The sequence below is a fragment of the Methanoculleus sp. UBA430 genome, from assembly GCF_002506585.1.
Taxonomy (GTDB): Archaea; Halobacteriota; Methanomicrobia; order Methanomicrobiales; family Methanoculleaceae; genus Methanoculleus.
In genome coordinates, this window is sequence record NZ_DAXW01000009.1 from 243,449 (window position 1) to 270,034 (window position 26,586).

The 26,586-nt window shown below is 57.4% G+C and carries 30 protein-coding genes and 1 tRNA gene; 11 read left to right on the forward strand and 20 right to left on the reverse strand.

Going from position 1 to position 26,586, the window contains the following annotated elements:
* Positions 1–27: 27 nt before the first annotated feature.
* The 8 genes from BRA49_RS07420 to BRA49_RS07455 form a co-directional block, all read right to left on the reverse strand.
* Positions 28–183 carry a hypothetical protein gene (locus tag BRA49_RS07420; RefSeq protein ID WP_292384799.1) on the reverse strand — a complete coding sequence of 52 codons (156 nt, stop codon included), beginning with the start codon at positions 181–183 and terminating at the stop codon, positions 28–30.
* A complete protein-coding gene (locus BRA49_RS07425) occupies positions 180–2,105 on the reverse strand; it encodes a UvrD-helicase domain-containing protein (protein WP_292384801.1) in 1,926 nt (641 codons plus the stop codon). Before BRA49_RS07425 ends, BRA49_RS07420 begins: the two co-directional genes overlap by 4 nt.
* Complete coding sequence (locus BRA49_RS07430; RefSeq protein ID WP_292384804.1) at positions 2,095–4,002, reverse strand: ATP-dependent nuclease; 1,908 nt, start codon at positions 4,000–4,002, stop codon at positions 2,095–2,097. Before BRA49_RS07430 ends, BRA49_RS07425 begins: the two co-directional genes overlap by 11 nt.
* A gap of 653 nt (positions 4,003–4,655) precedes the next feature.
* On the reverse strand, positions 4,656–5,870 hold the full coding sequence (locus tag BRA49_RS07435; protein WP_292384806.1) for a restriction endonuclease subunit S: 1,215 nt from the start codon (positions 5,868–5,870) through the stop codon (positions 4,656–4,658).
* Positions 5,867–7,327, reverse strand: a complete 1,461-nt coding sequence (locus BRA49_RS07440) for a Fic family protein (RefSeq protein WP_292384808.1) — start codon at positions 7,325–7,327, stop codon at positions 5,867–5,869. The genes BRA49_RS07435 and BRA49_RS07440 overlap by 4 nt, the downstream gene beginning before the upstream one ends.
* The gene (locus tag BRA49_RS07445; protein WP_292384810.1) at positions 7,324–7,962 is read right to left on the reverse strand and encodes a DUF4062 domain-containing protein; all 639 of its coding nucleotides are present in this window, start codon (positions 7,960–7,962) and stop codon (positions 7,324–7,326) included. The genes BRA49_RS07440 and BRA49_RS07445 overlap by 4 nt, the downstream gene beginning before the upstream one ends.
* A complete protein-coding gene (locus BRA49_RS07450) occupies positions 7,949–9,484 on the reverse strand; it encodes a type I restriction-modification system subunit M (protein ID WP_292384811.1) in 1,536 nt (511 codons plus the stop codon). Before BRA49_RS07450 ends, BRA49_RS07445 begins: the two co-directional genes overlap by 14 nt.
* Before the next feature lie 172 nt (positions 9,485–9,656).
* Positions 9,657–11,156, reverse strand: a complete 1,500-nt coding sequence (locus BRA49_RS07455) for a type I restriction-modification system subunit M (RefSeq protein ID WP_292384813.1) — start codon at positions 11,154–11,156, stop codon at positions 9,657–9,659.
* Positions 11,157–11,526: 370 nt separating this feature from the next.
* Between BRA49_RS07455 and BRA49_RS13615 the strand changes: the two genes are divergently transcribed.
* Together BRA49_RS13615 and BRA49_RS07460 are read left to right on the forward strand one after the other, a co-directional pair.
* A complete protein-coding gene (locus tag BRA49_RS13615; RefSeq protein WP_394339115.1) occupies positions 11,527–11,754 on the forward strand; it encodes a hypothetical protein in 228 nt (75 codons plus the stop codon).
* A gap of 401 nt (positions 11,755–12,155) precedes the next feature.
* Complete coding sequence (locus tag BRA49_RS07460; RefSeq protein ID WP_292384815.1) at positions 12,156–12,830, forward strand: GNAT family N-acetyltransferase; 675 nt, start codon at positions 12,156–12,158, stop codon at positions 12,828–12,830.
* 90 nt (positions 12,831–12,920) lie between these two features.
* On the opposite strand, the gene BRA49_RS07465 is transcribed toward BRA49_RS07460, so the two are convergent.
* Entirely contained in the window at positions 12,921–13,844 is a 924-nt protein-coding gene (locus tag BRA49_RS07465) for a hypothetical protein (RefSeq protein ID WP_292384818.1), read from the reverse strand.
* Between the two features lie 208 nt (positions 13,845–14,052).
* On the opposite strand from BRA49_RS07465, the gene BRA49_RS07470 reads away from it, so the two are divergent.
* The 3 genes from BRA49_RS07470 (at position 14,053) to BRA49_RS07480 (ending at position 16,255) form a co-directional block, all read left to right on the forward strand.
* Positions 14,053–14,292 (forward strand): antitoxin VapB family protein, encoded by a 240-nt coding sequence (locus BRA49_RS07470; protein ID WP_048104542.1) that lies wholly within the window; start codon positions 14,053–14,055, stop codon positions 14,290–14,292.
* Entirely contained in the window at positions 14,279–14,671 is a 393-nt protein-coding gene (locus BRA49_RS07475) for a type II toxin-antitoxin system VapC family toxin (protein ID WP_292384820.1), read from the forward strand. The genes BRA49_RS07470 and BRA49_RS07475 overlap by 14 nt, the downstream gene beginning before the upstream one ends.
* Before the next feature lie 975 nt (positions 14,672–15,646).
* Positions 15,647–16,255, forward strand: coding sequence for a sugar O-acetyltransferase (locus BRA49_RS07480; protein WP_292384823.1), 609 nt, complete (start codon positions 15,647–15,649; stop codon positions 16,253–16,255).
* Between the two features lie 45 nt (positions 16,256–16,300).
* Here the strand turns inward: BRA49_RS07480 and BRA49_RS07485 are convergent, their stop codons facing one another.
* Together BRA49_RS07485 and BRA49_RS07490 are read right to left on the reverse strand one after the other, a co-directional pair.
* Positions 16,301–16,525: a hypothetical protein gene (locus tag BRA49_RS07485; protein ID WP_292384825.1), complete on the reverse strand. Its 225-nt coding sequence runs from the start codon at positions 16,523–16,525 to the stop codon at positions 16,301–16,303.
* A 29-nt stretch (positions 16,526–16,554) separates the two neighbouring features.
* Positions 16,555–17,007 carry an ArsR/SmtB family transcription factor gene (locus BRA49_RS07490; protein ID WP_292384827.1) on the reverse strand — a complete coding sequence of 151 codons (453 nt, stop codon included), beginning with the start codon at positions 17,005–17,007 and terminating at the stop codon, positions 16,555–16,557.
* Positions 17,008–17,277: 270 nt separating this feature from the next.
* On the opposite strand from BRA49_RS07490, the gene BRA49_RS07495 reads away from it, so the two are divergent.
* From BRA49_RS07495 to BRA49_RS07510, 4 genes are read left to right on the forward strand one after another with little or no spacing between them, the layout of a single operon-like run.
* Complete coding sequence (locus BRA49_RS07495) at positions 17,278–18,357, forward strand: permease (RefSeq protein WP_292384829.1); 1,080 nt, start codon at positions 17,278–17,280, stop codon at positions 18,355–18,357.
* Positions 18,358–18,367: 10 nt separating this feature from the next.
* On the forward strand, positions 18,368–18,637 hold the full coding sequence (locus BRA49_RS07500) for a hypothetical protein (protein ID WP_292384831.1): 270 nt from the start codon (positions 18,368–18,370) through the stop codon (positions 18,635–18,637).
* Positions 18,634–18,867: a thioredoxin family protein gene (locus tag BRA49_RS07505; RefSeq protein ID WP_292384833.1), complete on the forward strand. Its 234-nt coding sequence runs from the start codon at positions 18,634–18,636 to the stop codon at positions 18,865–18,867. Before BRA49_RS07500 ends, BRA49_RS07505 begins: the two co-directional genes overlap by 4 nt.
* Positions 18,868–18,926: 59 nt before the next feature.
* Positions 18,927–19,139 (forward strand): hypothetical protein, encoded by a 213-nt coding sequence (locus BRA49_RS07510; protein ID WP_292384835.1) that lies wholly within the window; start codon positions 18,927–18,929, stop codon positions 19,137–19,139.
* Positions 19,140–19,166: 27 nt separating this feature from the next.
* Here BRA49_RS07510 and BRA49_RS07515 read toward each other — a convergent pair whose 3' ends face one another.
* Both BRA49_RS07515 and BRA49_RS07520 read right to left on the reverse strand, forming a co-directional pair.
* Positions 19,167–19,550: a hypothetical protein gene (locus BRA49_RS07515; protein WP_292384837.1), complete on the reverse strand. Its 384-nt coding sequence runs from the start codon at positions 19,548–19,550 to the stop codon at positions 19,167–19,169.
* 146 nt (positions 19,551–19,696) lie between these two features.
* Positions 19,697–19,781, reverse strand: a tRNA-Leu gene (locus BRA49_RS07520).
* 147 nt (positions 19,782–19,928) lie between these two features.
* Here BRA49_RS07520 and BRA49_RS07525 point away from each other — a divergent pair.
* Together BRA49_RS07525 and BRA49_RS07530 are read left to right on the forward strand one after the other, a co-directional pair.
* The gene (locus BRA49_RS07525) at positions 19,929–20,240 is read left to right on the forward strand and encodes a hypothetical protein (protein WP_292384839.1); all 312 of its coding nucleotides are present in this window, start codon (positions 19,929–19,931) and stop codon (positions 20,238–20,240) included.
* A gap of 80 nt (positions 20,241–20,320) precedes the next feature.
* The gene (locus tag BRA49_RS07530) at positions 20,321–20,971 is read left to right on the forward strand and encodes a hypothetical protein (protein WP_292384841.1); all 651 of its coding nucleotides are present in this window, start codon (positions 20,321–20,323) and stop codon (positions 20,969–20,971) included.
* A 6-nt stretch (positions 20,972–20,977) separates the two neighbouring features.
* Here BRA49_RS07530 and BRA49_RS07535 read toward each other — a convergent pair whose 3' ends face one another.
* From BRA49_RS07535 to BRA49_RS07565, 7 genes are all read right to left on the reverse strand, one after another.
* Positions 20,978–22,156, reverse strand: a complete 1,179-nt coding sequence (locus BRA49_RS07535; RefSeq protein ID WP_292384842.1) for a PLP-dependent aminotransferase family protein — start codon at positions 22,154–22,156, stop codon at positions 20,978–20,980.
* A 63-nt stretch (positions 22,157–22,219) separates the two neighbouring features.
* The gene (locus BRA49_RS07540) at positions 22,220–23,959 is read right to left on the reverse strand and encodes a DUF2070 family protein (RefSeq protein WP_292384844.1); all 1,740 of its coding nucleotides are present in this window, start codon (positions 23,957–23,959) and stop codon (positions 22,220–22,222) included.
* An 83-nt stretch (positions 23,960–24,042) separates the two neighbouring features.
* The gene (locus BRA49_RS07545; protein ID WP_292384846.1) at positions 24,043–24,933 is read right to left on the reverse strand and encodes a carbohydrate kinase family protein; all 891 of its coding nucleotides are present in this window, start codon (positions 24,931–24,933) and stop codon (positions 24,043–24,045) included.
* Entirely contained in the window at positions 24,930–25,268 is a 339-nt protein-coding gene (locus BRA49_RS07550) for a DUF555 domain-containing protein (RefSeq protein WP_292384848.1), read from the reverse strand. Before BRA49_RS07550 ends, BRA49_RS07545 begins: the two co-directional genes overlap by 4 nt.
* Before the next feature lie 16 nt (positions 25,269–25,284).
* Positions 25,285–25,812 carry a nitroreductase family protein gene (locus tag BRA49_RS07555; RefSeq protein ID WP_292384849.1) on the reverse strand — a complete coding sequence of 176 codons (528 nt, stop codon included), beginning with the start codon at positions 25,810–25,812 and terminating at the stop codon, positions 25,285–25,287.
* On the reverse strand, positions 25,799–26,155 hold the full coding sequence (locus BRA49_RS07560; RefSeq protein WP_292384851.1) for a hypothetical protein: 357 nt from the start codon (positions 26,153–26,155) through the stop codon (positions 25,799–25,801). The genes BRA49_RS07555 and BRA49_RS07560 overlap by 14 nt, the downstream gene beginning before the upstream one ends.
* A 55-nt stretch (positions 26,156–26,210) precedes the next feature.
* Positions 26,211–26,519, reverse strand: a complete 309-nt coding sequence (locus tag BRA49_RS07565; RefSeq protein WP_292384852.1) for a DUF5350 domain-containing protein — start codon at positions 26,517–26,519, stop codon at positions 26,211–26,213.
* Positions 26,520–26,586: the final 67 nt, after the last annotated feature.

A 26,586-nucleotide genomic window follows, 5' to 3' on the forward strand; every position in this document is an offset into this window, starting at 1 on the left:
GGTGCGTTATCCCGGCCGTCGGGTTAGTCATCGAATAGCCTCCTCTGGCTTCCCGTTCGGCGTTACGGTCGGACGAGCCCGGGCGAGGGGGACTTCCTGGACGACCGGCCGCTCGCTCCGCCGCCGGAGGGTGACGGTGTCGAGGGTCATCTGCTCGACTGTGCTCGCTTCGGTGGAGGTCATGTGGGCGCCTCTTTCTCTTTAATCAGATCGGACACCGAATGAATCTCCCACCCATTATCTCTCAATTCTTTTTCGTGCCCAGCAACATTTGATGCCTGGCATGCGAAGGCTAACAGGTGCTTTGGGCGACTAAAGGCAACATGAGCAACTTTCAAATTCTGCTGATGATGTACCTTTTTCAAATCGGAGCTTGGTCGATTACCCTTTAGAAATTCTATTAACCGCTTTGAATCCGTTGCCTTCTGATAATACGTCTCCAAGTATAACGTTGCAGTATGTGTTTCACCTTTAACGGAGTGAACTGTTCCGACATTAACGACAATGCCATCATCTGAGATGACCTGGTTGACTGGTTCTTTTGTACCTGGTTGATTTGCGAAGTCGATTGCATCACTAGTTAGGAAAGTCGTTTTTTCCTCGTTTATTGGCCAGATAGACGCCATACTTGCTTTGATAAAGTCCCTGAACTTAATAGCGTCAAGTTGCGAGTCGAGGGCCTGAAGGTAACTCCATGCGATTTGCAAACGGAACTTGCTATAGCTCTCTTCATCTTGACACTCCCAGTGTTTCTTAACAGTATATAGGGTGTAAGAACGATTGGATTCTTCATATTTAATTCCAACGTTATCAAGAGCGTGAGCAATGCCTTGTAAGACTATTTCAAAAAAGCGCTTTAAGCACTCCGTTTTTGATATCTTGATCGCGTATGTAGTGTAAGATATCAAGTTGGAGAATCGCTTGTTTGATGACTTTTGAAATCTATCAAAGTGAGGAAAGTATGCGGGAATACACAATTTACCTTCAGCGGTTTTGTCCTTCCCAATCCATCCGATTGCATAATATGAATTTTCACATAACTCAAACTTACGGATCAGTTCTATAAAGGCGTGGATGACTTGATGCTCCTTACCCAATGGAAATGTAATTATCTGTGGTGGGTGAGAGTGTCTCGATAGACAGGCCCGTAAAGAGATGTCATCACGAAGTCGGACCGAGTTCAATAACCTTGAAATTGTATTGCCGTAGCGTTGGGAATCAGAGAAGTGAAGTGGAGATCTTGGCGACCAGGCCGTATCGCTCTCCGTACCCGAATTGAAAATGGCCTGATTGGGGTCGCCTATGCGCTGAATCATGAGTTTATCTGGCTGAAAAATGGCGTCCAACACACGGAACTGATGCTCATATGTATCTTGAGCCTCGTCAAGGAAAACCATACGAAAGCGATCCTGGAATGCCTGACAAATTGGCGGAACAAAATTGAGGTATCTTAGTGCTATAGAATACGCGTCATTATAACTGAGAAAACCTCTCTCTAGTACTTCCTTTCGGATCTCATTTATTCTCTGATATGTGGGGGTATCTTCACGCAGTTTACTTATTGGCTCATCTAGATTTTTTCCAACCTTCAGTGTTTTTGGGTGGAGCCAGTATCTGCCGAGGGTGCTAATTCCACCTCTACGTTCCATCCAACCTCTGAGTTTGTAGTCTTTGGAGTAAAGCTTCTCAAGTTCCGAGAAAAAACGGTCATTATCGATTGCAACAATTGGTTTTTGGAATTCAGATCTATAACTCGGCATTGCCAAAAATTGGTCCACGAAACCTTGTATCGTCCCGAAAAAGTTTGGGTATCGGAATAACGTATCAGCAGCTATATGATCCGCTTGTTGCGTAATTTCATCAATTGCTACATTAGTGTGTGTTAAAACGCAGATGCCACGATCATCCTCAAATGGCATCTTTTTGGCTAATATTAGTATTTTTGCAAGCAACGCGGTTGTTTTACCGCTCCCTGGACTGGCAATGACATCGCGTGACTCCATGCAACGAATGAACGCCCTGCGCTCGTCATCAAAGGATTGCCCTGCCGGAAGCAGCAGTTTCTCTGCGTAGGCGATGTCATCTTCAGTTACCTCAACAGTCATTTGGGGCCTCCCGCGGCTCAGTAACATGATAGATGGCATCGAGAAGATATTGGAGGGTGCAGGCCGCCTTTAGATCTGACCTAACTGATTTTACTGCTCCTTCAACTGCATTTTTATCATCTAAAACCCGCGCGAAGGCTTGGGCGGTCATGGCCTTAGATATTTCTTTGTCAAGCATTTGCTTTTTGTAGATCTCAAAAGCAATCTTTTCGTCTTTTCGAGGATCGTCGCCCCAGGTGTCTAACCATCTTTCAAAGTCAGACTGAACTATCTCTTGGACTTCTTCTGCTTTGCCCTCTTGAGGAACACCATTCTTTGAATTTGCTATTTTTTCTGCCCATAACACCGAGCGATAGAAATCAGCACGGAATTGCGACGATAGAGCAAGTTCATATTCCAAGGTCCAGTTCGGTGAGACAAATACTTTGATGTCATCGGTCTCAAATTTTGAGACGCTCAGTTTTCTCTCTCCTTTTGCTGTTTCTATCTCTTCTTCTGTCTGCTTTTTCTCAGTTATTTCATTATACTCGAGAGGTTTCACATCCATGTCGGTGATGAGGGCAACCTTGACCCCCATTGATTCGCCATCCTGACGATGGAAAATCCCCACAAAATGCGAGAACGCTGTACTACCCACATTGACAATTGAAACACCGTAGCGGTGCAGTGGTCGATCAACAATATTGGCGATAGTGGGGATCAGAAGATTCTCAGCATCGCCTTCTACTAGCAACACACCCCTAGCGAAAAAGAGGTTTGCCTTGGTCGCATCCAAGAATCGATCGAGATAATCGTAGTTCTTTTTCTCAAGTTTTGTGTAATTACTCCCCATTGGGAATACTTTACTCCCCTTACACAGGATTAAATTCTCAAGCGGAATGCTTGATCCCATGGTGGTGCTGTGGGTAGTAAGGATATACTGGCCCGTTGTGGATTTTTCTTTGAGGTAGTGAATCAGGCGAATTTGGGCCTGTGGATGTAAATGGGCCTCTAATTCTTCGATCAAAGCGAGTTTCAAGCCAAAATTCTCTTCAGATTGTAATAATAACAATTCTGTCGCCATAAACAAGAGGTTAGCCGCCCCAAGGCCGGAAGGATTTACGTCGAGTGATAGAGAGAGGCGCTGGAGGATATCAAATAGATCACTTCCGGAAACAGTGACGGAAGGTGAATAGTGTTCGTTCTGTGGGAAAAATGCTCTAACATAGGAATTCAGCAGCCCCATTAGCTCGCTAGCATTGGAGCCATCCTCTTTATGTTTGAAGTAACCTTCGATAGCCTCATTCGCCTCATCAAAGATGGTCTCCAGCTCATGCCTGTTGGTACCGTCTTTTTGGAAGAGTTTATGTGCTTTAAGGATTTGGGCAAATCGTGAGCGCCTTCCAGGAGTTAATTCCGCATCGGCATCGCGTAGAGGCTTAAGATACGTGGTGCGCAAGAGCGCTCGTGGATCACCATCTATAGGAGTTCCAGTTGAATCCTGGCCCGCTCGCAAGTCGGTAACAATTCGGTTTCCTTTGTTTCGTGCGGTATAAGAAACTTTAAGGACATAACGCTTGACACCTTCAACGTCCTCATTGCCAAGCCATTCCAGGAATCTCCCTGCTTCCTGATCTGTAAGCCCACGGAAAATGCACTCGATTTTTAATTCTTCCGCTCTGTGTCCGCTTTCTGTATGAAAGTCGGATTCATCCAAGCGGATCCATTCTCTGCTCTGGGTTCCTAAGGTGTACCGGATTGCATCGACAATCGCAGTTTTACCAGAGTCATTCTCACCAATGAGGACATTCATTCCTTCATGGAACTGGATAGTTAATCCGGGTGGTGAACTTTCGATTGACCCACCACCAATCCCATGTTTTCTGAAATTCCAGAGTTTCAATTCAGAAAGATACATGTTACCTGCTTGTTCTGAGGAAATTCGGGCATTCTACTGCGGCATTTGGTCGAATACCTGCGTTGAAAATCATTGTCTCGGTGTTATTCAGCATAGTGAGGGTCATTCTTTCTTACACCTTCCAGTGGTTTTTGGAGGGCCAGAGTCGTTGCAGATGACTTGGTATCATCCAACTTTCGAGATGTTTTTCTGATTGACCTTTCTCTACACCTCTGCTTTGGATGAGGTTCTCTGCGGAGTGCGATTGTATAGATCGGTTGCTCAAGCATGGTGAAGCCCAGCCCATCAGCATCATTATTAACACACCAAAAACAGCCAAAACAGGTAATTCCAAAAGGCTGCACCTCTGCCTGACTAAAAAGGAGAGATCTTCAATTTTACGTGCTGGACTCATTTAAGCGTTCTTTGTACCCTTCATAGTATTACTTTTGCGATTCTATCTCCCGAGGCTCTTTTAGGAATTAGAGACAAAATTCTATTTTAAGGGTATAAATGGGCAAGCAATCACGGGATTTTTATGAGATGACCCTATAGAACACATGAGACCATTACCTCGGAGGGGACCTAACATACAGTTAGACAGTACTGCCGTTTGCGCGCTATGTGGGTGGTGTTCTGAGACGGTATGCAAAATGGAGGAGATGTAGTGGAGATTACACCAAATTCTCAATGATATTCTTCTGAAGGCCCTGTGTTTTCCTCAGATGCTGGATGAGGCGGAACTCTATCTGGCAGAATTGCCTATACTCATGTGCAATCTTACTTTGCTCTTCCTTTGGCGGAACCGGCATTGGAAGATTACCAAATCTCTCCGCACCAAGATGAGCAACTGAGGTCGTCTGACTTGCAATGGCAGCGAATACGCCAAAATGGAAACAGTACTGGAAAAATGCGTAAGCGAATTCTGTTAGCACCTTTCCACCAGGGCGGTAACGAATCAATGTATTTTGGAAGCAACAATCCTCTATCGCACCGTCATAAATTGCACACCTTCCAACAAGTTCACGACTTTGTCCTTCGTTGAGGAGGATATCTCCCTTTTGAAGGCTATAGGTCCCAAAGTCTTTCTCGTCAAAGTCCATCTCTAGGACGTCGTCGTAATTAAAGTAGCCATCGAAGACATTCGCCACCCGAAGGTAGGGTTTTGCCATTATCCCTGTTTGATATTTTGGGGCACGTTGCCTTCCAAGTTGGACAAGCCCTGTTTCACGTACTGGGAGACTGTTGTTGCCGTTAGGATTAGCAAATACAGAGCGCAGGTAAGATTTACGAAACGTTGCTGATTTTCTAGCCATGCCGGCAATTTCGCAACAGGCATCATCCGCCGCCCACAATACCTCCGCGATACGCTGCTGCTGCTCAAGCGGCGGGAGGTCGAATTCGAACTCCGCGAGATGCTTCCAGTTGGTTCGGGGAGAGAGCGAGCCGGCCGAGGTCTCGACCGCATACTGGAAGAATCGCTCGGAGAGGCAGATGAACAGCAGGAGTTCCGCCATGAGCCGGTCGTCCTTGGGTGCAAATACATAGATGTCGCCGGAGACCACCGCGTCAAACTCTGCCACGGCAACTTTTCGCTGGTATGCCCGGCGCTTGCCGAAGAGCACCTGCCCCGGCCGGCAACGGCGGGTGAAGGTGGTGCCATCCGCCACGTTGCCCCAAGTGCGAATATGCAATGAGCCGGGTTCGAGGTGTTCTAGACCGATGAAACGTTCGATGTCCGCCCCCGCGGGGTCGCGCTCGGTCTCGTTCAGGTTCTCGATGACATCGCCGAACCGAACCCGTTTCCACCCCCTCCGGTCAAATATCGGGAGGCTCGCCCAGTCGGGATTCGGCCGGGGGTCACCGGGAGCTGCCCAGGTGGTGATCACGAGCGACTTCCCCCACGAAAGGACCGCCCTTCTGGAGTAAGGCGGTAGCGCTGCTTGCTGCTGCGCGGTTTTTCGGGGATGGTCATCTCAACCAGGCCATCCTGGATGGCCGGCTGCAGATACGCTTTCCTGAAGTGTTCGCTATTCCGCAGGCCAAGAGCGTCCTGAAGGTCCCGGCGCGACATCTCACCATCGAGAGCCCTAAGGATCTGCATCACTTCCGTGGTGACTTCCGTGGTGACTTCCGTGGCGACTTCCCCGGTACCTGCCGTGACAACTTCCATGGCGACATTCGGGCTAAAGAAGGTCAGAGTAACGCCGCGGTCGTCTTCCGACCACTGCGGCAGAGGTAAGCCGCGTTCGGCGCAGGCCCTCCGGATCATCACGCTACCGCGTCCCATCTTCTCCATGTACCCACGCAGGTACAGCACGTGCGCAATGTCCGGGTTGCGGAGCACCGAGATGTGCCCCGACGAGAGGCTATCGGGGGTCACCCCTTCGGGAAATTTTCCAGAGTTCCAGATCTCCAGACGGCTTGAATATACACGGACGACAATCCCTCCGGAGAAATCGCTGTAGTCACGATGGGCAAAAGCATTGACCAGACCTTCACGGATGGCAGCCGGAGGATAGAGAGGTTCGTCCCGGCGTTCAAGATCGTTTTTGCCAAAGCGCGAAATTGTAGGAGTATTTCTCAGAATAAAATTATATACGCTTTCCAGTACCGGCACCAGCGGTCCCTCAAAGGGTTTCATGTCCAGGTAGGTGTCGTCTGCCCCGCCTGTCGTGAAGCAGGCCGCGCGGACGCGAACTTGCGGGTAGCGCATCGCGGGGTTGGCTCCGAAGAGCACATCACCAGCATTGGTCAGGCGGCCATACCTGGAGACAGCAAGGTCTTCAAGAACCATGACAGGATTTTCGCTGTCACGAAACCGGAACCACGGTCTCATACTCACTGCCCTCACCAGGGAATGAACCTCTTCTCTGTCCAGGTCCTCGTTTATGTCGGCAGGAGAGAAACGCCGCTCCCATCGCTCAGGCTCCACCTGCTTGCGGAGCACCATGTCGCGGATAGTCTCGACATCCGCTTTCCGGGTGACTTGACCTTTTCGAAGATAGATGACGTTCTCAAAAGCGTACGGCAGATCCTTGCCGGCCGGCACCTCGACGACGAGCAGTTCCTTCCCCCCAACCTCACGTACCTGAACAGAGACCAGTGTCCCCGGGGAAAGGCCTTGTTGCAGCCTCTGTTCGAGGCTCTTCACCAATTCGCCTGCCGCATCGACACCGATGACCGTCCCCCTCTCATCCACGCCGCAGACAACATAGCCACCTGACGTGTTCAGAAAGCCGCAGACCACCTGACCGATGACTCCGATATCCTGGCAATCGGACCTGAATTCAACGCTCTGTCCCTCCCCAAGCGATAGGAGTTCTCGAATTGCTCCCATCTTCATGATCGACCCCTCCTGTCCTGGATAGTCCGGGAGACATGGGCACTATCCCGGAAATTTTCCTTCACGAAGGCCTCGACTTCCTGGTAGCGCGAAAATTGTGCAGTCGCAAAGAGAGCCGCATCGTCATCGGACCTGAACTTCTGAACCCAGTTACCCTGCCGGTCCCGCAGGGGTCTCTCGGAAAGGATGGCCTCTTCGTACATATCGATGACACGGAGATCGTCCAGGATCTGGTTCTTCTCCAGGGAGAGTTCTCCCCGGCCTGCTGCTCCTCCATAGCCGAGGTGGCCCAGCAGCGACCTTGCAAAAACCACATGGTCATGGACAAGGAGCCAGCGGGGTTTGTTCAATACGATGGCTCTCTTCAACTCCTGATGCGTAATAGATTGCCTGTCCCCATCTCTCCCGCTTCCATAATGGGGAGTGATCAACCCGAGAAACAGGTCGCAGTCATCTACTGCCGCGATACAGTTTTCAAAAGCCGAGCGGCTAGAAAAAACCGGAACAGTCCCTCTGTGGGACATCCAGACATCATAACCGAACGCAGTCAAAAGCGTATAAATCCGATCCAGGAGTTCTTCGATACCGTACACGGTGGAGGAAACCATAATCGTGAGTTTCTTATTTTCCTTCATCCTTCCCTCCTGGAACGCCTGACTCGTTCTCATATTCTGTTGAGAGAATTACGCATAAGGCCTCTTGGGCACTACGTGAACTCTCCAGCCACGCCGATAACGCATCGGGAAGAGATGCATCCCCATACCGCCCTGGCTCCTCACAGACCATGCCCGCCGGCTGTGCGACGTAGAGCGGGATGCTCAGGTTCCCATCGTGAGCACGGATCTCCTCCAGCGTCGCCACGTATACGAACCCCGGTTCGTCCACGAACGTTCCATAAGCCCCGAAAATCCGCTCGATGTGCTCATCGGCGAGGAAACTCTGCGCCCGCTCGCGGGTGACTTCATCCACAGCGTTAATGAAGAGAATCTTACCTTGCCTCGCCTTTGGTTTTCTCGTCCGGCAGATCACCACGCATGCCTCCATCGGCGAGTTGTAGAAGAGATTCGGCCCGAGCCCCAGCACGCACTCGATCAGGTCAGCCTCGATCAGCTTCCGCCGCATCTCTGCCTCCTCCTGCCGGAAGAGGACACCGTGGGGGAAGAGGATCGCACACCGGCCGGTCTCCTCGTCCATGCTGGCCAGGATGTGCTGCCAGAAGGCGTAGTCGGCCCGGCCCTGCGGCGGCGTGCCGAAGACATTCCGCCCCCAGGGATCGGCGGCAAAGGCAGAACGGTCCCACTGTTTGATGGAGTAGGGCGGATTTGCCAGCACCACATCAAACCGCTGCAGGCGGTCGCCTTCCACGAATTTGGGCTCTGAGAGGGTATCGCCTCGCACGATGTGGAAATCCTCGATGCCGTGGAGGAAACAGTTCATCCGGGCGATGGAGGAGGTCATCAGGTTGCGCTCCTGCCCATAGAGCTTCACGTTGCGCCACTCCAAACCCCGGCGGCGCAGGTGGGCGATGGCAGAGAGGAGCATGCCCCCGGAACCGCAGGTCGGGTCGTAGATGGTCTCGCCCGGCTGCGGCTCCAGCATCTCGGTCATGAGATGGACGACGGTGCGGTTCGTGTAGAACTCGGCCGCGGTGTGGCCTGAGTCGTCGGCGAACTTCTTGATCAGGTACTCGTAGCCGTTACCGAGCTCGTCCTCGGGCAGGTTGGCGACGGTGAGCTCGAGCGAGGAGAAGTGCTCGATGAGGTCGCGGAGCATGGCATCCGAGAGGCGGTCCTTGTTGGTCCACTGTGCATCGCCGAAGATCCCGTAGAGTTTGTCGGGGTTCGCGGTCTCGATCGCCCGCATGCCGGCCTGGATGACCTGCCCGACATCCCGTGCGGCTTTCCGCACCTCGCGCCAGTGGGCTTCGGGTGGGATCTGGAACCGGTGGTTCTCCGGGAACGCGGCAAAATCAATATCCCCGCCGGACTCCGCAAGTGCCGTCTCTGTCTCCTCGTCGTAGACGTCGCAGAGGCGCTTGTAGAAGAGCAGCGGCATGATGAACTGCTTGTAGTCGCCGGCATCGATGGTTCCCCGGAGGAGGACGGCCGCCCCCCAGAGATAGGATTCGAGCTGCTGCTGCGTGATGCGGGCGGTCACGGCGTCTCCCTCCCGGCAGCATCCATCTGTTCAGGTATGGACCTCGTCGTCACGCAGGCACACAGCACAACAACATGGTCCCCACTTCGTCCCCACTTGGTCCCCACCTGGTTCGCGGGTTCGATGTTCGCCCGGATACCCTGGTGGGAGCGGATGAACAGGCCGAGCCTCTTCATGACAGAAGACCTTCCCGCTTCAGTATGTTTATGAACCGCTCTTCAGCTGCAAACGCCGCCACCGCACTCTCGCGGAGTTGCTGCAGCGCCTCTTCGACGGTCGGCACTTCCTCTTCGACTCTCGGCTCGACATAGCGAGGAATATTCAGGTTGCAATCATTCGATGCGATCTCCTCAAGCATCACCACCCGGGCAACCCCTTCCACATCTGCAAAGTCCCGATACCAGCCGTAAATGCGGTCAACATGCTCGGGGAGCAGTTCGTTCTGGGCGCGACCGGTCTTGTACTCCTTCGAAGCGTCAACAATAAGAACCTTGTTCCTCCGGTCCCCGGCTTTGCGCTGGCGGAAGACGAGGATGCAGGCGGCGAGGCCGGTGCCGTAGAAGAGGTTCGGACCAAGGCCGATCACCGCTTCGAGCACGTCCATGCCAAGGATCTTCTTCCGGATGGCTCCCTCTTTCCCCATGCGAAAGAGCGCCCCGTGCGGCAGTACAACCGCCATGCGACCGGTTTTGGGCGCCATCGATCGGATCATGTGCTGCACCCAGGCGTAGTCGCCGCTTTTTGCCGGCGGCATTCCGGCAAAGTTGCGGCCGAACGGATCGCTCGCCCAGACCTCTTCGCCCCATTTCTCCAGGGAGAATGGAGGATTTGCGATGACGCAATCGAAGGTCGCCAGGTTATCGCCCGAGAAGAACGCCGGGTGGCGGAGGGTATCGTCACGCACGATCTGAAAGTCCTCTGCCCCGTGCAGGAACAGGTTCATCCTGGCGATAGCCGAGGTGGTGAGGTTCCGCTCCTGGCCGAAGAGTTTGCCCCAGAGCGTCCGGTCGTCGCCGTGAGCCTCTCGCACGTGGTGGATGGCCTCAAGCAGCATACCTCCCGTTCCGCAGGCCGGGTCGTAGATGGCCTCGCCCTCGTGCGGGTCGAGTATATTGACCATCAGCCGGACTACCGAGCGCGGCGTGTAGAACTCTCCTGCCTTCTTGTTCGTGAGATCGGCGAACTTCTTGATGAGATACTCGTAGGACTGGCCGAGAATGTCAGCCTTCGCCGCCTGATTTCCGAGATTGATCCGGGAAAAATGCTCAATAAGGTCGCGCAGTAGGGCGTCTGAGAGGCGGTCTTTGTTCGTCCACTGCGCGTCGCCGAAGATCCCGTAGAGGGTGTCCGGGTTGGCTGTCTCGATGCAGCGCATCGCTTTCTGGAGGGCCTGCCCGACGTTTGTCGTTACCGTGCGGACATCGTTCCAATGACATTCCCGCGGGATCTGGAACCGGTAGTTCTGCGGAAACCGGGCGTACTCCTCATCGCCTCCGGATTCTGCAAGAGCCGCCTGGTACTCCTCATCGTGCACATCAGAAATTCGCTTGAAGAAGAGAAGCGGAAAGATATAGGTCTTGAAGTCGGCCGCGTCGACAGGCCCACGCAGGATGTTTGCGGCTTCCCAGAGGTGTGATTCGAGTTGAGCGAGGGTTATTGTCGTGACATCCATAGCGTAACCTCAAGAGAAGCGGATACGGAGAGGATAGGAAAGGCGGAACAGTTCTATCTGTATATGCCGTCTGTGTCTCTCCTCTACGGCCGTTCCAGCACTTAAGTATCAATTTTGGGTTGGGACTATATTAACTACCATCTTCTGTGCCAGGATCTTTTTCAATATTTTGCCAAACATCTTGCAGATAGAGGAGAAGATCCCTAGGCATAAACGATCTCGCCGAGAACAGCATCCCGGATCCGGAGTTTCAGGGTATCGGCAATAACGAGGTCCGTCTTCCGCCCCAGGAGATCCTCAAGGTAGAACTTGAGTAAACGTCGAACTGATCCGGCTGTACTGGCATATCAGCGATCGAATCAGCAGGAATATTCTCAAGGAAGAGCGAGCACCATACGGTAAGAGAATTCTTTCGACACTATCGAAAAAATTGATAGCAGAGTACGGGCCCGGACATGTGGCGGAATACCTGACCGAGCTGCCGCCCAGAGCCGTGCTGGAGGAGAGGCTGAAGGCAGCAATCTCTGTTGCACGGAAACAACTGGAGATGCGATATGACGTAGACGCGGGGAAATCACCGAAGATAGGAGACGAATAGCCGGCGACAGGGGGTCGTACTCCTGAAGCCTATGCAGCCGATCAAACTCCATGCGGATGCTTGCCAAATAGGGGTGCGGTGAGAGCCGCTACTGTCGCCACGTTCTCCCGGCCGTAAACGGGGGCTTTTCAGCAAGGGAGCCCACTCTCGGATCCCCCAAAAAAGAAGCCCAAACCGGCGCCATTTCTAGATCTTAACGAAGGCTCCCGATCTAGGAACCTATCACGGAAATGTCCGTCACTCGATGCCCGGGGGAATCTGCTTCGCCGCCTCCCCGATGGTGATGAACCGGTGCACGACAGTAGATACATGCGATCGCCTACGAACTTCTCAAATTTGTAAAGAGAACCCAGCCGGTGCCGCCCGGGATTTATAAGTCCGGGCAGCACAAACACTGGACCATGGAAAGGCCCGCCGGAAACGCCACCAGCCCTGATCATCCCCCCGTCTATCTTCCCCTCGAAACAGCCGACGTCGAAGAGGCGGCCCGGCTCTACACGGACGTCTTCATCGCCGACGAGCCGACAACGCACCGCCATGCACCGGACCCGGAGATCTTTCTGCCGTATGCACGGTGGTACGCCGAACATCTTGCAACAAAAGAGCTGAGCCATATCGCCCGCGATAGACGGACAGGCGAGATCGCCGGGTTCATCTTCTGCCTTGACCTCGCCGGCGACCTCGCAGCCGAAGGGGCGACGATGGCGGAGTTTCTTGCCCAGTTTCGTGAAACAGTCGAGATGCTCGACGAACTGGAAGGACGGTACATCGACCGGGACAAGATCGCCGCAGGCACCGTGCTGCATATCTTCCAGATCGGCGTAGCCCGGCCGTACCGCGGGTGCGGGCTGGCGCAGGCGATGATCCGGCGTGCGCTTATCTCTGCCCGGAGGCGTGGATTTTCCCGGGCGGTTGCCGATTGCACCGGCCCGACCTCCAGAAGAGCGTTTGAACGCTGCGGCTTTGTGCAGGCAGGCATTCTACCCTACGATTCGTTCAGCACAAACGGCGTTGCGTTCTTTTCGGGCATCGACGGCGGGATCTCCCTGATGGTCAGGGAGATCGAGACGGCATAACACTCCCCTCAGTCGCGGCACCGGAACTTCAAAAATAAGGTGACGCGATGCACCGGCCTGATCTTCAATGTGGCTACTATGATATCTGCTCTATATTGTCTTCTCCAGCACCCACCCAACCAGTCCCGCGTTCACGACCATCCCGGAGAGTTGCCGGGGAGGGACCAGCACCACCCCCGACTCCGCGGGCGCCTCGTATACTGCCAGGGCGTCGTCGGGAGAGTGGACAACATAGAAGAGCTTCTTAAAATCGTCCGGATTGAACTGCTCTGCATACTCGCGGAACTCGGGAAGGGTCGATCTCGATTTCACCTGGACCTGGTAGGTCTCTCTGTTGATCGGATCCTCGAACTCGATATCCGCAAATTTCATCGCCTTACCGACGACGCTCCTCCGCCTCCAGCCTGCTCCCGAAAAGACCAGATCGACGAGCACCTCGAAATCTCTCCAGTGCAGGTGCCGGATCAGGGCCTCGGTCCGGCAAACCAGGTCTTCCCGTGCGTCGACGACCGCGGCATACTCGGGCGTATGCTCGCCGTTGATCAGGCGCCTGAGGGTATCGAGCGGCCTGACCGTGCAGGAAGTGGCCTGGTAGGCCTGCAGCTGGGCAACGGCGCCGGGCAGCGTATTGACCAGGAGCGATTTGCCCTGGATGCTCCGATCATGCCAGCCGCCGTCGAGCAGGCGGTATTTAGAGATCTCGTCCTCAAGGATCGGGCCGTTCTGCAGCCGGCACCACCAGAGCTTCGAGTCAGTGAACGTGATCCATACATCGTCGTGGCTCGAGCCGTGGATCGTTTTGAGGGAGTTGAAGTCGTGGGTGGCACTTCCCGGGTTGCTGACCTTATCCCGGATCGCGTCCTCGATTCGGTCCCATCTCTCCCGGTGGATATCATCGAGGCTGACATTGGTCCAGCCGATCCGCATCTTTCCTTCCTTGATGCTTGATTGCTCCCACTTCCCCTTCTCTCCCAGCTTGATGTAGTAGGCGTGATCGAAGTCGATGTTCTCCATGGTCCCCTCCCCGGAATATGAAACGCTACTGGATTCCGATACGTAAAAAGGTAATGCTGCGCTCTCATTTCGCTAAAGCGTCCGGTCGAATATCGGGAGGCTTATCCGGCCATTCTATTGGGTGTATGGCCGGAGCGTCGGCCGTCCTATAAGGAATGAGATCCCGATGCGAAAGAACCTAAATACATGCACATACACATACACAGTCATGGGAACCAGGACAATCAGCATTAGCGACGACGCATACGAGAGGCTTTCCCGGTTAAAAGGCCCCTCGAACATGAGTTTTTCCGAAGTAATCCTGAAGTATACCCCGCCGAAGAAGAAACTCTCCGAGATCCTCAAGGAGTTCGGGCCGAACCCCGCGCTGGCCGACTCGGTCGAGGAAGCCTCACGCGAGATGAGGAAGGCTTCGATGCGAGAGGTCGACTTCGATGCCGACGCTTGATACGTCCCTGCTTGTCGACCTGATCCGGCACGACCCGGAGGCGATGAGAACGCTCGAGGCGATGGAGCGGGAAGGGCTGCCCCTCGCAACCACCGCAATCAACGCCCTCGAACTCTACCGCGGGGCATTCCTCTCAACATCGGTGCAGGAGAACCTCCGGGAAGTCGAAGCGATCACACGGGCGCTGATCGAACTTCCCGTCACGGACGAGACCTACCGGATCTTCGGCGCACTCGCTGCCGAACTCCGGGGAAACGGCAATCCAATCGGGGACTTCGACGAAGTAATCGCAGCAATCACGCTCGCCGGCGACGGCGAGATCGTCACCCGGGACCGTCACTTTACCCGGGTTCCCGGACTGAGAGTCAGGAGATATTAAGAATCCGGGCGATGAAGAGCGGGATCAAGCGTGGATAAGGCATAGTCCGGGGCTCTTGCGCTCTCACCGTATCGCCTGCTAGCAAACATCCGAGGGCATTGAGTAATCTCAACGGAGTACAGCCATAATCCGGGACCGCAACCGAGAGACGAGTCCTTATTCGCGCCGAATTATGATATCCGTCCCGTCCCCGGCAACTGCGCTCCAGAACTTCGTGACAAGTGCACGTGCCTCGGTTTCCGGCATCAACCCGCCCAGCGGATCAACCTTCGGGCAGAGTTTGCTCATCTTCAGAGTGACCGTACATGTATCCCTGCCCCTATCGACCCGTGCCATCATGTGGGGATATAAGCCGGCAATCGATCGGCCGGCTCGTGTAAATAGCGCAGCTGCCATGATTCCAGTGCGGACAGGCTGCACCATTCCCTGGCGTTACGATGTAGATACCATTGGACTGCTGCACGAGAAGGTTCTCCTGTGATTCTTAAAGTGTGCTTCATACTCGGCCCCGTCAGCATGAGCCCGTTCAACCACGTACAACAGTGCTGATCCGTGCTGCACGTGCCGCACAGGTTGTCCATCACGCTCTCCATCCCGCAACCTCCGGGCACCGGGCTGTGGCATTGATCTTTTAATACACATGGTGTCGCTGCAGCCAATGAGGGTTTCCGGGACCATGCCCCCCCGAATGACCCCGGAACATACCCGGATAGGATAAAAAGGGGCTGTTAAACCCGAAAGGTCCGGACTACTGTCATTTCATCCAGCCCAGTCTCCGGACCAGGCTGCTCCATCTCAAAGGGATCCAGGAGAACTCTCGCAAACAGCCCCAGGACCGGGAATTACCGATATCGGGCAAATGAAGTCAAGATCGGGCTTGCCCTCTGCAAGCGTATAAGAATGATCACATCAGGGCGGTCGTGGTCCATGAGCAAACTTTTCTCCAGATCCTCTATCCATATACGGAGGCTGGCTATGACGGAGAAAGAGAGGATGTTACACGGAGAACTCTATTTCGCATACGACGAAGAACTGAAGCGGGATCGCCTGAGAGCCAGAAGATTGACACGATTATTCAATGGGACGACTGAAGAGGAATTGGAATATCGGACAGAGTTGCTCAAGAAACTCTTTCAATCCGCGGGTGATCACATCTTTATCGAACCGCCGTTTCGCTGTGATTACGGCAGTCAAATCCGTATCGGCGACAATTTCTACGCAAACTATGACTGCATCATCCTCGATGTCTGCGCTGTGACCATAGGCAATCATGTCTTCTTTGGCCCCCGGGTCGGCGTCTATACTGCCGCGCACCCGATCGACGCAGAGGTGAGGAACGCGATCCTCGAGTACGGACGACCGATAACGATAGGCGATAGTGTCTGGGTTGGAGCTGATGTTGTCATCAATCCTGGCGTAACAGTCGGGAACAACGTGGTTATCGGCTCCGGCTCCGTCGTGACGAAAGATATACCCGACAACGTAATTGCTGCCGGCAATCCGTGCAGGGTCCTGCGTCCAATAACGCTTGAAGATAAGGAGTACTGGGAGAAGCAAAGAAGAGAATATGAAAAATCAGCCTGAGAGAGGTGCATTAACCCATGAAAGCATCAGATGAAACTATTAGCGTCAAGAAACGCTGATCCTCCCCCTATTTCGGAGATATCCACCAGTAGAGTTCACCAGATCCGGTTCGGCCAACTTCAGGGCATATTCTTCCGGGGCGTTGAACTTCGCTGTCTTTCCGGGCTGCTTCTTCAGCCGGACGACCGCTCTCCCCTTCCCCCGGCGCAGGGGCTGATCGAGCAGGATCATCGTATCATCGATCAGTCTTCCATCGACTTCTACCGGCATCTGACCGGAGCATACCCCAAGACCGCTGCTCATTCCGCAGAGGTACGGCTGCGGCGGCCTGCCGCCGGTCTCGATCGCTCCGCATCCACTGTATCAGACCGATCGTCGTGGCTCATGCCTGGGCGTGCAGCCCACGCCGCCCCATCATCGGTGAGCCGGTAGACGATCCAGTTCCCCTGCGCCTCGCCGGCGATCAGGCCTGCCTTTCTCAGGACGCCAAGGTGGTAGGAGAGCTTCGAGTCTGCGATGCCGAGCACCGCCTTGATGACGCAGACACAGAGCGGCTGGACAGCGAGCATCGCGAGGACCTTCAGCCGCAACGGGTCGGCGAGTGCGCGGTGGAGGGCGCTCGCCCTCGCCAGGGTTTCATCTTCCGGCAGCCGCTCTACCAGCCCTGCGATCCCCCCGCACCGGCAGAGCGACTTCTCGACTTCTGGTGGGAGAGGAAGCGTATCTTCCCGGCACTCTCTCTTCTCCTCCACAATACCCTCTCTTTGCACTGGTATGAAACGAGGCTGCATATACCTTTTCAAGGCTACCATACGCTTCATTATCCGTGCATTTCATACGGAATGCCCTGGCGAGCAGGAGTCGGGAGCAATATCAGTTACCTCCTGAGGTCAGGCAGAGGGCTGTCGCAGGGCCACTCTACCGCACCCGGCATCGAACAGCATAACCTTTATGCTCGACCCCGCAGACATTAGTTCAAAATAATTTGAATTAGAGGATCCCGGACTCCGGCGAGGTACACCATGATCGACATACTCATCAGCGCCCTCTCGTCAGGGCTTGCCTCCGTGCTCGACTACCTCTCGGCGCACGTCCTCACCTGCCTGGTCCCGGCGTTCTTCATCGCCGGCGCCATCGCAGCCTTTGTGAAGAAGGACGCGATCCTGAAGTACTTCAGTCCGGACACGCCCAAACACATCTCCTACGGGATCGCATCGGTCTCGGGGACGATCCTTGCCGTCTGCAGCTGCACGATCCTGCCCATATTCGCCGGCATCCTCAAGAAAGGGAGCGGCATCGGCCCCGCGACGACGTTCCTCTTCGCGGGACCGGCCATCAACATCCTCGCGATCATCTACACCGCCCGGGTGCTCGGGTTCAGCCTCGGGGTGGCGCGGGCGGTCTCTGCGGTTGTCCTCGCCATCGTCATCGGGCTTTTTATGGCGCTGATCTTCCGGTCGACGGACGTCGAGACGCTCAAGAAGAAAGCGATGGCGCCGAGCGTCGCCGGGGCGTGCGAGGAGGAGAAGCCGCGCTGGGTCACGCCGGCGTTCTTCGCCCTCCTGGTCGGGGTGCTGGTCTTCGGAGCGTCGCCGCTTGAGTGGGTGATCCGGCTCTCGATCGTCTACGTCCTCACCCTCGCGATCGCCGTCCTGCTCATCTACTACTTCGATAAGGACGAGGTGACCGACTGGGGGCTGGAGACCTGGGATTTGACGAAGAAGATCTTTCCCATCCTGATCGGGGGGACCTTTCTCGTCGGGATCATCGCCTTCTTCCTCCCGCCGGAGACCTTCCAGCCCTACTTCGGGAACAACTCGCTCGGCGCCAACTTCCTTGCGGCCGTTGTCGGGATGATCCTCTACATGCCGACGCTGCTCGAGGTCCCGATCATCGGGACCACCTTCGGCTACACCACCGGGCATATGGCCGCAGGGCCGGCACTTGCCCTCCTGCTCGCGGGCCCGACGGTCAGCCTGCCGTCCATCCTTGTCCTCCAACGGATCATGGGGGCGAAGAAGACGGCGGCCTACGTGGGGCTGGTGGTCGTCTTCGCGACCGTTGCCGGGTTCCTGTTCGGGAACGGGATGTCACTACTCTAGGAGAGAACTCATGGAGACAGAGAAGCGAGAGAAACCCTGCTGCGCTGCCGAAGCGCTGCGGCGCGTCCGCCGGATCGATGTCGGCGGGGTCGTCGTCGGGCTTGCGATGCTCGACGATATCCTGGCCGATACAGTCGCCCGTAACCTCCCCGGCGAGACCGCCATCGGCGACGAACTCATCAAACAGGTAAAGATCTACAACTACATCCCGAAGGAGGCGGAACCGCTCTACCGGGCGGCGCTCCTCTGTGAGTATCAGAACGAGGTGACGAAACGATGAAGGTAGAAGTGCTTGGAACCGGCTGCGCCAGGTGCAAGCGGCTCGCAAAGAACGTTGAAGCGGCGATCAAGGACCTCGGTATCGAGGCCGAACTCGTCAAGGTCGACGATATCACCGAGATCATGGACCGCGGCGTGATGCTGACCCCTGCCCTCGCCGTCGACGGCGAACTCAAAGTCTCCGGCCGGGTGGCGGACGTCAAGGAGATCAAGGAGCTCCTGCAGGGGTGAGACCCTTTCAGCCGCCGTGCTTGAGGCGATCAGGATGTGAACTACGGGCTCAAGCCTCTGTGGGTGGTCCGCTGGCGCTCCGGACGTCTGACCCGCTCGGCGTCCCGGCGGTCTTTGCCGTAGCGACCCCTCTGCCGGTGATCGCGAAGGTGAGGAGCGCACAGAAGGCAGCGGAGAAGTTCGAGTACTGGACCCGGTGTGTTGTGGGAGTGCTCTTCATCGGGATCAGGGATATCTTCTTGTGGCAATGCTGCTCGGGTGAGGTTGAGTAAGAAAAAAATGCGGTGCTCTACCACGCATCACTGCGCTGCCTTCTTCTCCTGCACCGGCGGATTCTTGATCGTAACGTCGACCGACTTCGAGTTCTTCCCGCGAACCTCCACCTTATACGTGCCCGGCTCGGGGAACTTGTGCGCGAAGAACGTGTAGGTCTGCGGGCCGCCGGCCGAAAGGTCCTGTTTCTTGCCGACCAGCGCGCCGTTGATCCACAACTGCGCCTTGAAGTGCGTATCCCAGTCCGAGGAGGGGACACCTTCGTTGTCGAACCAGTAGCCGATGCTCACCGAGACGTTCGGAAAGTAGTACGGATTGCCGCTCTCATCCCGGCCGCCGCCTGTGCTGCCGCTGACCGTGGCAGTTGCTTCTACGGAGTTTATGGTTGCATCCCGATAGGTAGGAGACATGGCACCCAATATATAAAAGAAATATAATAATTTTACTTTCATCTGGTGCTGGCGGGTTGGTCAGCCGCATGAGAGATTCTTTTGCCGCCGGCCAGGTTCCCATGCGATCCCGGGAAGCCGGAGAATTCACCATTGGAAGTTCAAAATGCGAGGGGTGGGATTCGAACCCACGGACCCCTGCGGGACCGGATCTTAAGTCCGGCGCCGTTGGCCGGGCTTGGCTACCCTCGCTCAAAAAGTGCCATTATCTATTCTCCATCGCATGTATTAAGTCCAGCGCCCGCATGCCGCCGGGGAAAACTCGATCCGGCAACCGTTCTCCAGGGTGACTCCCGGGCCCAAGGTATTTGAGGCCAGGCCTGAAGGTTGGAGGCTGCCATGGAGACGAACCGTAACCCGGAGAGTCCCGAAATGCCCTACCGGCACATCTGGACCGACGAAGGCGGCGTGAACCGGCAGGACCGCTGCCGGATGAGCAACTTTGCATTCGCGAACATATCGGAGGGTGCGGCCCCGTCGCGGATCGGGAGCCCCGGCGGCCCGGCCCGCCGCGTCGTCGTCCTCGTCCTGCCCGACAAGCAGGGGCGCAGGGGTCACCGATCGGGGACGGTGGGCGACCGGCCTGCGGTGCTGATGCTCGTGCAGGTGGCGCGACGCTCAAGCCCCGGCCGGCCCTGCCTGCCCGGATAACCGACCTTCACGACAGCCGTCGGCCCGCGAAACGCCCGACGGCAGTTGCAACAGATATCGATGCAAACCGAGATAGACCGATGACGGAGACCAGAACACTTCTTGCGGCGCTCTCGCTCGTGATTGCAGGCGCCTGCTTCCTCGCGTATCCTGCGATCCGGCCCTACACCGACGAGACCTCTCTTGCCGGCGCCGAAGCCTTCGCCTCCCCCGCCTGGCTCCTCTCGCACACGCTTGCCATCGTCGGGTTCATCCTCCTCGTGCCCGGCCTGCTCGGCCTCTACAGCCGCCTCCGCGAAACGAGGGCCGAATCGTTGGGCATCATGGCCCTCGTCCTGACCTGGGCCGGCGTCGGGCTGACCCTCCCCTACTACGGGGCCGAGACCTTCGCGCTCGCCGCCGTGGGCCGGGAGGCGCTCCGGCAGAACAGCGTGGACCTGCTCGTCACGCTCTCGGACGCGATCCGGTTCGGGGAGGGCGTCTGGTTCTTCGGTGCAGGCCTCCTCGCCCTTGCGGCCGGCGCGGTCCTCTTCGGGGCTGCGATCTGGCGGTCGAGCGTCCTTGCCCGGTGGAGCGGGATCCCTCTCGCGCTCGGCTTCGCCCTCTTCCTCCCGCAGTTCTTCACGCCTCCGGCGGTCCGCATTGCCCACGGGCTGCTCGTCCTAGTCGGGTGCTGGCTCGCGGCATGGAGCATGGTAAATTCCGGAAGAAAAGAAAAGCGATTGATATAGGAGAGATCAGGCCAGCCGCCGCATCACCCGCGCCAGCCGGTGCATCCCCTCCGCGATCTCCTCCTCGCCCGCCGCCGAGAAGTTCAGGCGGATCGTCCCCTCCCCGCCGCCGTTGACGTAGAACGGTACTCCGGGGAGGACCGCGACGCCCTCTTTGACGCCCTCGCGGAAGACCTCCATCGACGAGACCCCGGAGGGGAGGGCCGCGGTCATGAACATCCCCCCTTCGGGGTTGGTATGAGTCATCCCCGACGGCATCAGGTCGTCGAGGAGATCGCACATCAGCCGGCAGTGCCTGCCGTAGACTGCCGAGATCTTTCGGACGTGGGCGTCGAGGTCGTGCGTTGCAAGGTAGCGGTGGAGAATCACCTGGCAGAGGAAGTTCGAGTGGAGGTCGGCCGCCTGCTTTGCGACGTTGAACTCCCGCAGGACCGGCACCGGGGCGAATATCCAGCCTATCCGCATACCGGGGGCGACAATCTTTGAGAACGACCCCGAGATCACCGTCTGGTCCGGGAGGTAGCGCTTCACCGGCGGCCGGGGCTGCCCGTCAAAGAAGAGCTCCCCGAAGGCGTCGTCCTCGTAAAAGACCGTCCCCGTCCCCTCGAGGACCTCCGCGACACCCCGCCGCTTCTCCTGGGAGTAGGTCGTCCCCGAAGGGTTCTGTGAGTTCGGGATGCCGTAGAAGAACTTCGGAACATGCTTCCGGACGACCGACTCAAACGCCCCGAGATTCGGCCCGTCCTCTTCGAGAGGGACCGGATGAACGACAGGCTCGTAGAGGGAGAAGGCCTCGATCGCGCCGAGGTAGCCGGGTCGCTCCATCCCGACGGCGTCCCCGGGATCCAGGAAGATCTTTGCGACGAGGTCCAGACACTGCTGGGAGCCGTTGACGATCTGGATCTCCTCAGGGGTCGCCGGGAGGCCGAGTCTTCTCCGATAACGGTCGGCGATGAACTCCCGGAGGGGGAGGTAGCCGTCCGTCGTGGTATACTGGAGCGCTTTGCGCCCGTCCTCTGCGAATACCTCGCGGGCCGCGTCCCGGATCCCCGTAACATCGATATACGCCGAGCCCGGAAGGCCGCCGGCAAACGATATCACCCGGGGGACCGCCGAGACCCGGAAGAGCTCCGCAAGAAACGACTCCGGGACCCGCCCCATCCGACCAGAGAACCGGTAATTCATGATGATCAGGTTGGGACGCGGGGAACGAAAAGGTGCCGGGTCTCTCCGGGCCGGCGGCGCAGTTCACTGGAGCGCGATATAGGCGACGACCGAGAGGAGGAACGCGAGGACGAGGATCATAAAACTGATCGGGGCGATGAACGCGAGCATCGCGTTGACGGTGCTCGCCAGCTGCGAGACCCGCTGCGACCCGAAGACGACGATCCCCTCGCACGAGGCCGTTGCCGCCCCCACTCGTGCCTCCGAGAGGTCGGCGATCGCTTCGGTGACCGCCTGCTCGACATACGGGACGATCTCCTCTGCCGGCACCATGTAGCCGACCGGGTTCTTCCCGGTGATGGTGTTCACTGTATGCGTGTCGGTGGTCATGATCTCGGCCTCGTCGACGTGGCTGAGCACCACGGAGCGAAGGCGCTCCCGGACACCCTCCGCCACGTTGTTCCCGTCGATCAGGACGTAGGCCGCTTTCTTCCCGCCGACCTCGGTCGCCAGCACCTGGACCCCGAGCGACCCGAACCCCTGCTCGCGGGTGAACGGGACCCGGACGTGGGAGACCCCGATCGCAAGCGGCTCGTGGGGGAGGTCACGCGCGGCGGTGAACCCCGCACGTGCGGCGGCGATGTACTCCGTCGCGATCTTCGTCGCCGGGAGGACCGGGGAACCCACGCTGGTCATGCAGTTGTGGGCGTCGACGAACGCAACGTGGGAGAAGCCGCACCGCCCTTCGGCCATGATCGCAAGGCCGATCGAGTAATCGAGGTCCTCCGTCCGGTCCGGGGACCGGGTGCTCACCATCAGGAGGGCGTTCCCGAACCGCTGGCAGAGGATCGAGACCGAACCGGAGACCACCCGGACCGGGCGGCTCGCGGTGGCGGCGAAGGTAAGCCCCTCCCGGGACGCCTCCACAGCGCAGGCGATCTTATGGATCTCACTCTCCGAGACCAGGTTGAAGTCGTGGGTGGCGCACCCGTGGGCGACCAGCGTCTCCTCAGGAAACGTGTCGTGGAGGATCCGTGGGAGGTTGCCGCCGCCGACGTCGCCCATCGGGCCGGGGTGGACGTTCGGGACCGTGAAGAGGACATTCTTCCCTGCATCGCGGGAGAAGAAGAGCGAGACCTCCGGGACGTAGACCTCCTCGCCGATCTCGCGGAAGAAGTCCTCCATGTTCTTCGAGCCGTCCGTCAGGTGGGCGATGAAGGTATTGAGGAAGTTGAGCCCGCTGATCTGGAACGCCCTTCGTAACGGCCGCTCGATGAGCCAGATCAGGAAAACAAAGACCATCCCGAAGACCGCCTGGAGGAGGAGGGCGTACGGGACGAACCCGGGCGTGAAGAACCAGGCCCCGACCGCTATCCCGGCCGCGCTCTGGAGGAACGCGGGGAGGACCATCCGTGTGATCCGGTAGTCGGCGACGGCTACGAGGACCAGCAGCCGGAGGCCGAAGACCAGACCGAGAGCGACCGCGTAGAGCGTTGGGAAGAGTCCCCGGCCGAAGACCAGAATCGGCGAGAGGCTCAGGATCACCGCAAGAACCGTACAGGCCAGGGCGAGGAGGGCCGAACGATTGCAGGTGATTTGCCGGCCGGATGCACGCACCAGCGGCACGGTCAGCAGGAAGGCGACCAGTGCCGGGACCGAGAAGCCGAGCGTGCCAAGCAGGAAGAACTCGTGCCCGGCCCGGTACGTGGCGGCGTCGATGACGAAACCGAGCACGACAATGAGCCCAAGCGACCGCGGCCAGGATGGGGCGGAGAAGATGTAGCGAGTCAACCGTTCGACACGCACATCAGGGCCGGATTCCATCAGGTATCCCCGGGTTCCGCTATCAGGCCGTGGGCAGAAGCCGGCAGTCTTCTGCCGACAGACCGCACGTTATATTGCATCTTTCAGGTAAATATTTCCCCCGGTTCGCCAAAGACCTTCCGGTACCGGGCCATCATCCGGTCCCAGTCCGGGAGGTTCGTCTGGGTGCCCATCCTTTCAACGACAAAAGACGAGACCACCGCCCCTGCACGACAGCAGTCAAGCGGGGCATAGCCCTTCCGGAACGCAGCGAGGAAACCGGCCCGGTAACCGTCGCCGGCGCCGGTGGGGTCGACAGCCTCTACCCGGACGGCCGGGACGTTCTGCTCCTCGCCGTCCATGCAGAGGACGCTTCCTTCCGCCCCCCGGGTCGTAACCACCATCGGGACCGACGCGACGAGCGCTTCCCGCTCCAGCCCGAGCATATCGCACATCCGGTCCATCTCGTGGTTGTTCGAGAAGAGGATATCGATCTTCGCGAGGATGATCTCGAGCTGCTCCGGGGTATAGCGGATGAGGTCCTGGCCCGGGTCGAATGAGGCGAACCTGCTCTTCTGGGCGACCCTGACGTTGAAGTCGGGGTCGGCCGTCGCCATGTGGACGAAGTCGAGAGCAGGGGCCTCCGCCCGGGAGAACGCAGCGGACGCGCCCCACTCAAAGAAGGTCTCCTGGTCGCCGTCGTCGTCCGTAAAGACGTACGCGGTCGCGGTGCGGGCATCCTTGACCATCGAGAAGTCCTGCACGATCTCAAGGTTGTGCAGCCACAGGTCGTAGTCGCTGCCCGGGAAGTCGCCGCCGACCGATGAGACGAGCCGGCACCGCTCACCGAGGGTCGCAATCCCGGCCGCGATATTCGCCGCTCCGCCACCAAAGTAGACCGAGTGACCGTTGATATAGGTCGAGTTGTGCCGTCCGGGAAGTTTCGGCACCCGGAAGAGGTGGTCGATGGCGGTATGCCCGACGACAGCTATCACAGTTCCTCCACCTCCTGGACCTTCAGTGGGACGTCGCGCAACGCCTTCCCGACGACCGACTTCGCTATCCTGGCCGCGTGTTCACCGGACTCCGCACGGAAGACCTTCATCTGGAGCACGAGACCGACAAGGGCGGTGTTCGCCACCACAAGAGCTGTGTCAAGATCCCCCTCGCAGAAGGGGCAGGCGCTCATCCCGGCCTCGATCTCCACAAACTTCGCCGAGGGGTTGAGTCGTTTCCCCGCCTCGCTGATCGCGATGCTCACGGCGTCGTCCATGGACTTGACGTCCTTTAGTATCCACGCTGATTCGAGCGTAACCAAATAATCCGGCATAATCTCTCCGAATAACCTACCAGGTCTCACGATGCACGTGCTCTTCCACCGGCATCCGCTTCATAGGCTCGAGCGGCGGCGTTCCCCTGCCGACCGCAAGAAGCGCGATGGGGCGGATGTGCTGCGGGAGGCCGAGAACTTCGCGGACCTCATCTTCGTTGAACGCCCCTGTCCAGCACGAGTGGAGGGTCCGGGCGTGTGCGGCGAGCATCATATACGTGCAGGCGATCGTGGCGTCCTCGATCGCGTAGAGGATCCCCCGTTCCCCATAGTGCGACATGGACCGGACGTAGTTCGCACAGACAACAAAGATCGCCGGCGCTTCCCGGACATGCACCTGCTCAAGGGCCGCGAGCGCAAGTTCTATCTTGACATCCTCATCGGTGACGACAACGACGTCCCATGCCTCGCGGTTGCCGGCGCTCGGCGCCGTGCTCGCGGAGACAAGGATATACTCGATCTCCTCCCGGTCGAGCGGCTCGCCGGAGTATTCGCGGACCGACGACCGTCCTTTTAAGAAACGGAGGAAATCAGATGAGTTCATGTTTGCTGAGCGTCTCCCATGCCGCCTGGGCTGCGGTCGTGACGGCGCTGACGGCCCTGCTCATCCGCTCCGACGCGGCGCCCAGTTCCATACTCTCGGTCAGGCTGATCGCCTCGTTGAGGTGATCGATAGCCTTCTTAAACTCAACAAGTTCGGTACTGCCGTACGCAAACTCAAGCTCCGAGCGGATAGACTCGAGCACCATCACAAGCATCCGCTTTCCGCCGGGTTTCTCCGGGAGCGGAAACTGGATCAGGGCTATCGTCAGCTGTGACCCGACAATCAGTTCGGATTTCGCCCGTTCGGCGAACTGATAGGTCTTGATGGCGGTTTTGAGATCCATACCACATACTGGAACTCGCTAGTATAAAAACTATTGAAGGAGAGGAGAGAACGGCTTATCTCGATTTCTGCTTGGTTCCGAGAGCCGAGACCTTGGCGCGGCGTATGCACCGGCGTACCCGCACATCCATCGTGGGAGTGCCTCCTCCCCGGCCACCGCGACCGCCGCGACCGCCGCGACCGCCCCGGCCGCCACGCCGGGAGTCCTGCCCTTCCCTGCTCGCCCGCTTCTGGATATCCGCCGCTGCCTTGAACCGCTGGTTCGGGCCGGGTTTCTTTACTTCGCCTTCACTTGCAGGGACGAGCCGTATCTGTCCCTTCACGCCCTTGACCTGGGCCCACTGAACACTGCCTGTCTTTCCCATGATAGAACTCCTTTACAGTTATGAGCAGACCCGCTGATAAAAGTAACCCGGAGTCCGGCCGGGACCG

What these genes read in the sequence shown, in the direction of transcription:
- BRA49_RS07420 (WP_292384799.1), bottom strand. Translation starts at nt 183, where the DNA reads ATGACCTCCACCGAAGCGAGCACAGTCGAGCAGATGACCCTCGACACC.
- BRA49_RS07425 (WP_292384801.1), bottom strand. Translation starts at nt 2,105, where the DNA reads ATGACTGTTGAGGTAACTGAAGATGACATCGCCTACGCAGAGAAACTG.
- BRA49_RS07430 (WP_292384804.1), bottom strand. Translation starts at nt 4,002, where the DNA reads ATGTATCTTTCTGAATTGAAACTCTGGAATTTCAGAAAACATGGGATT.
- BRA49_RS07440 (WP_292384808.1), bottom strand. Translation starts at nt 7,327, where the DNA reads ATGAAGATGGGAGCAATTCGAGAACTCCTATCGCTTGGGGAGGGACAG.
- BRA49_RS07445 (WP_292384810.1), bottom strand. Translation starts at nt 7,962, where the DNA reads ATGAAGGAAAATAAGAAACTCACGATTATGGTTTCCTCCACCGTGTAC.
- BRA49_RS07455 (WP_292384813.1), bottom strand. Translation starts at nt 11,156, where the DNA reads ATGGATGTCACGACAATAACCCTCGCTCAACTCGAATCACACCTCTGG.
- BRA49_RS07460 (WP_292384815.1), top strand. Translation starts at nt 12,156, where the DNA reads ATGGAAAGGCCCGCCGGAAACGCCACCAGCCCTGATCATCCCCCCGTC.
- BRA49_RS07465 (WP_292384818.1), bottom strand. Translation starts at nt 13,844, where the DNA reads ATGGAGAACATCGACTTCGATCACGCCTACTACATCAAGCTGGGAGAG.
- BRA49_RS07470 (WP_048104542.1), top strand. Translation starts at nt 14,053, where the DNA reads ATGGGAACCAGGACAATCAGCATTAGCGACGACGCATACGAGAGGCTT.
- BRA49_RS07475 (WP_292384820.1), top strand. Translation starts at nt 14,279, where the DNA reads ATGCCGACGCTTGATACGTCCCTGCTTGTCGACCTGATCCGGCACGAC.
- BRA49_RS07480 (WP_292384823.1), top strand. Translation starts at nt 15,647, where the DNA reads ATGACGGAGAAAGAGAGGATGTTACACGGAGAACTCTATTTCGCATAC.
- BRA49_RS07485 (WP_292384825.1), bottom strand. Translation starts at nt 16,525, where the DNA reads ATGCCGGTAGAAGTCGATGGAAGACTGATCGATGATACGATGATCCTG.
- BRA49_RS07495 (WP_292384829.1), top strand. Translation starts at nt 17,278, where the DNA reads ATGATCGACATACTCATCAGCGCCCTCTCGTCAGGGCTTGCCTCCGTG.
- BRA49_RS07500 (WP_292384831.1), top strand. Translation starts at nt 18,368, where the DNA reads ATGGAGACAGAGAAGCGAGAGAAACCCTGCTGCGCTGCCGAAGCGCTG.
- BRA49_RS07505 (WP_292384833.1), top strand. Translation starts at nt 18,634, where the DNA reads ATGAAGGTAGAAGTGCTTGGAACCGGCTGCGCCAGGTGCAAGCGGCTC.
- BRA49_RS07515 (WP_292384837.1), bottom strand. Translation starts at nt 19,550, where the DNA reads ATGTCTCCTACCTATCGGGATGCAACCATAAACTCCGTAGAAGCAACT.
- BRA49_RS07525 (WP_292384839.1), top strand. Translation starts at nt 19,929, where the DNA reads ATGGAGACGAACCGTAACCCGGAGAGTCCCGAAATGCCCTACCGGCAC.
- BRA49_RS07530 (WP_292384841.1), top strand. Translation starts at nt 20,321, where the DNA reads ATGACGGAGACCAGAACACTTCTTGCGGCGCTCTCGCTCGTGATTGCA.
- BRA49_RS07535 (WP_292384842.1), bottom strand. Translation starts at nt 22,156, where the DNA reads ATGAATTACCGGTTCTCTGGTCGGATGGGGCGGGTCCCGGAGTCGTTT.
- BRA49_RS07540 (WP_292384844.1), bottom strand. Translation starts at nt 23,959, where the DNA reads ATGGAATCCGGCCCTGATGTGCGTGTCGAACGGTTGACTCGCTACATC.
- BRA49_RS07550 (WP_292384848.1), bottom strand. Translation starts at nt 25,268, where the DNA reads ATGCCGGATTATTTGGTTACGCTCGAATCAGCGTGGATACTAAAGGAC.
- BRA49_RS07555 (WP_292384849.1), bottom strand. Translation starts at nt 25,812, where the DNA reads ATGAACTCATCTGATTTCCTCCGTTTCTTAAAAGGACGGTCGTCGGTC.
- BRA49_RS07560 (WP_292384851.1), bottom strand. Translation starts at nt 26,155, where the DNA reads ATGGATCTCAAAACCGCCATCAAGACCTATCAGTTCGCCGAACGGGCG.
- BRA49_RS07565 (WP_292384852.1), bottom strand. Translation starts at nt 26,519, where the DNA reads ATGGGAAAGACAGGCAGTGTTCAGTGGGCCCAGGTCAAGGGCGTGAAG.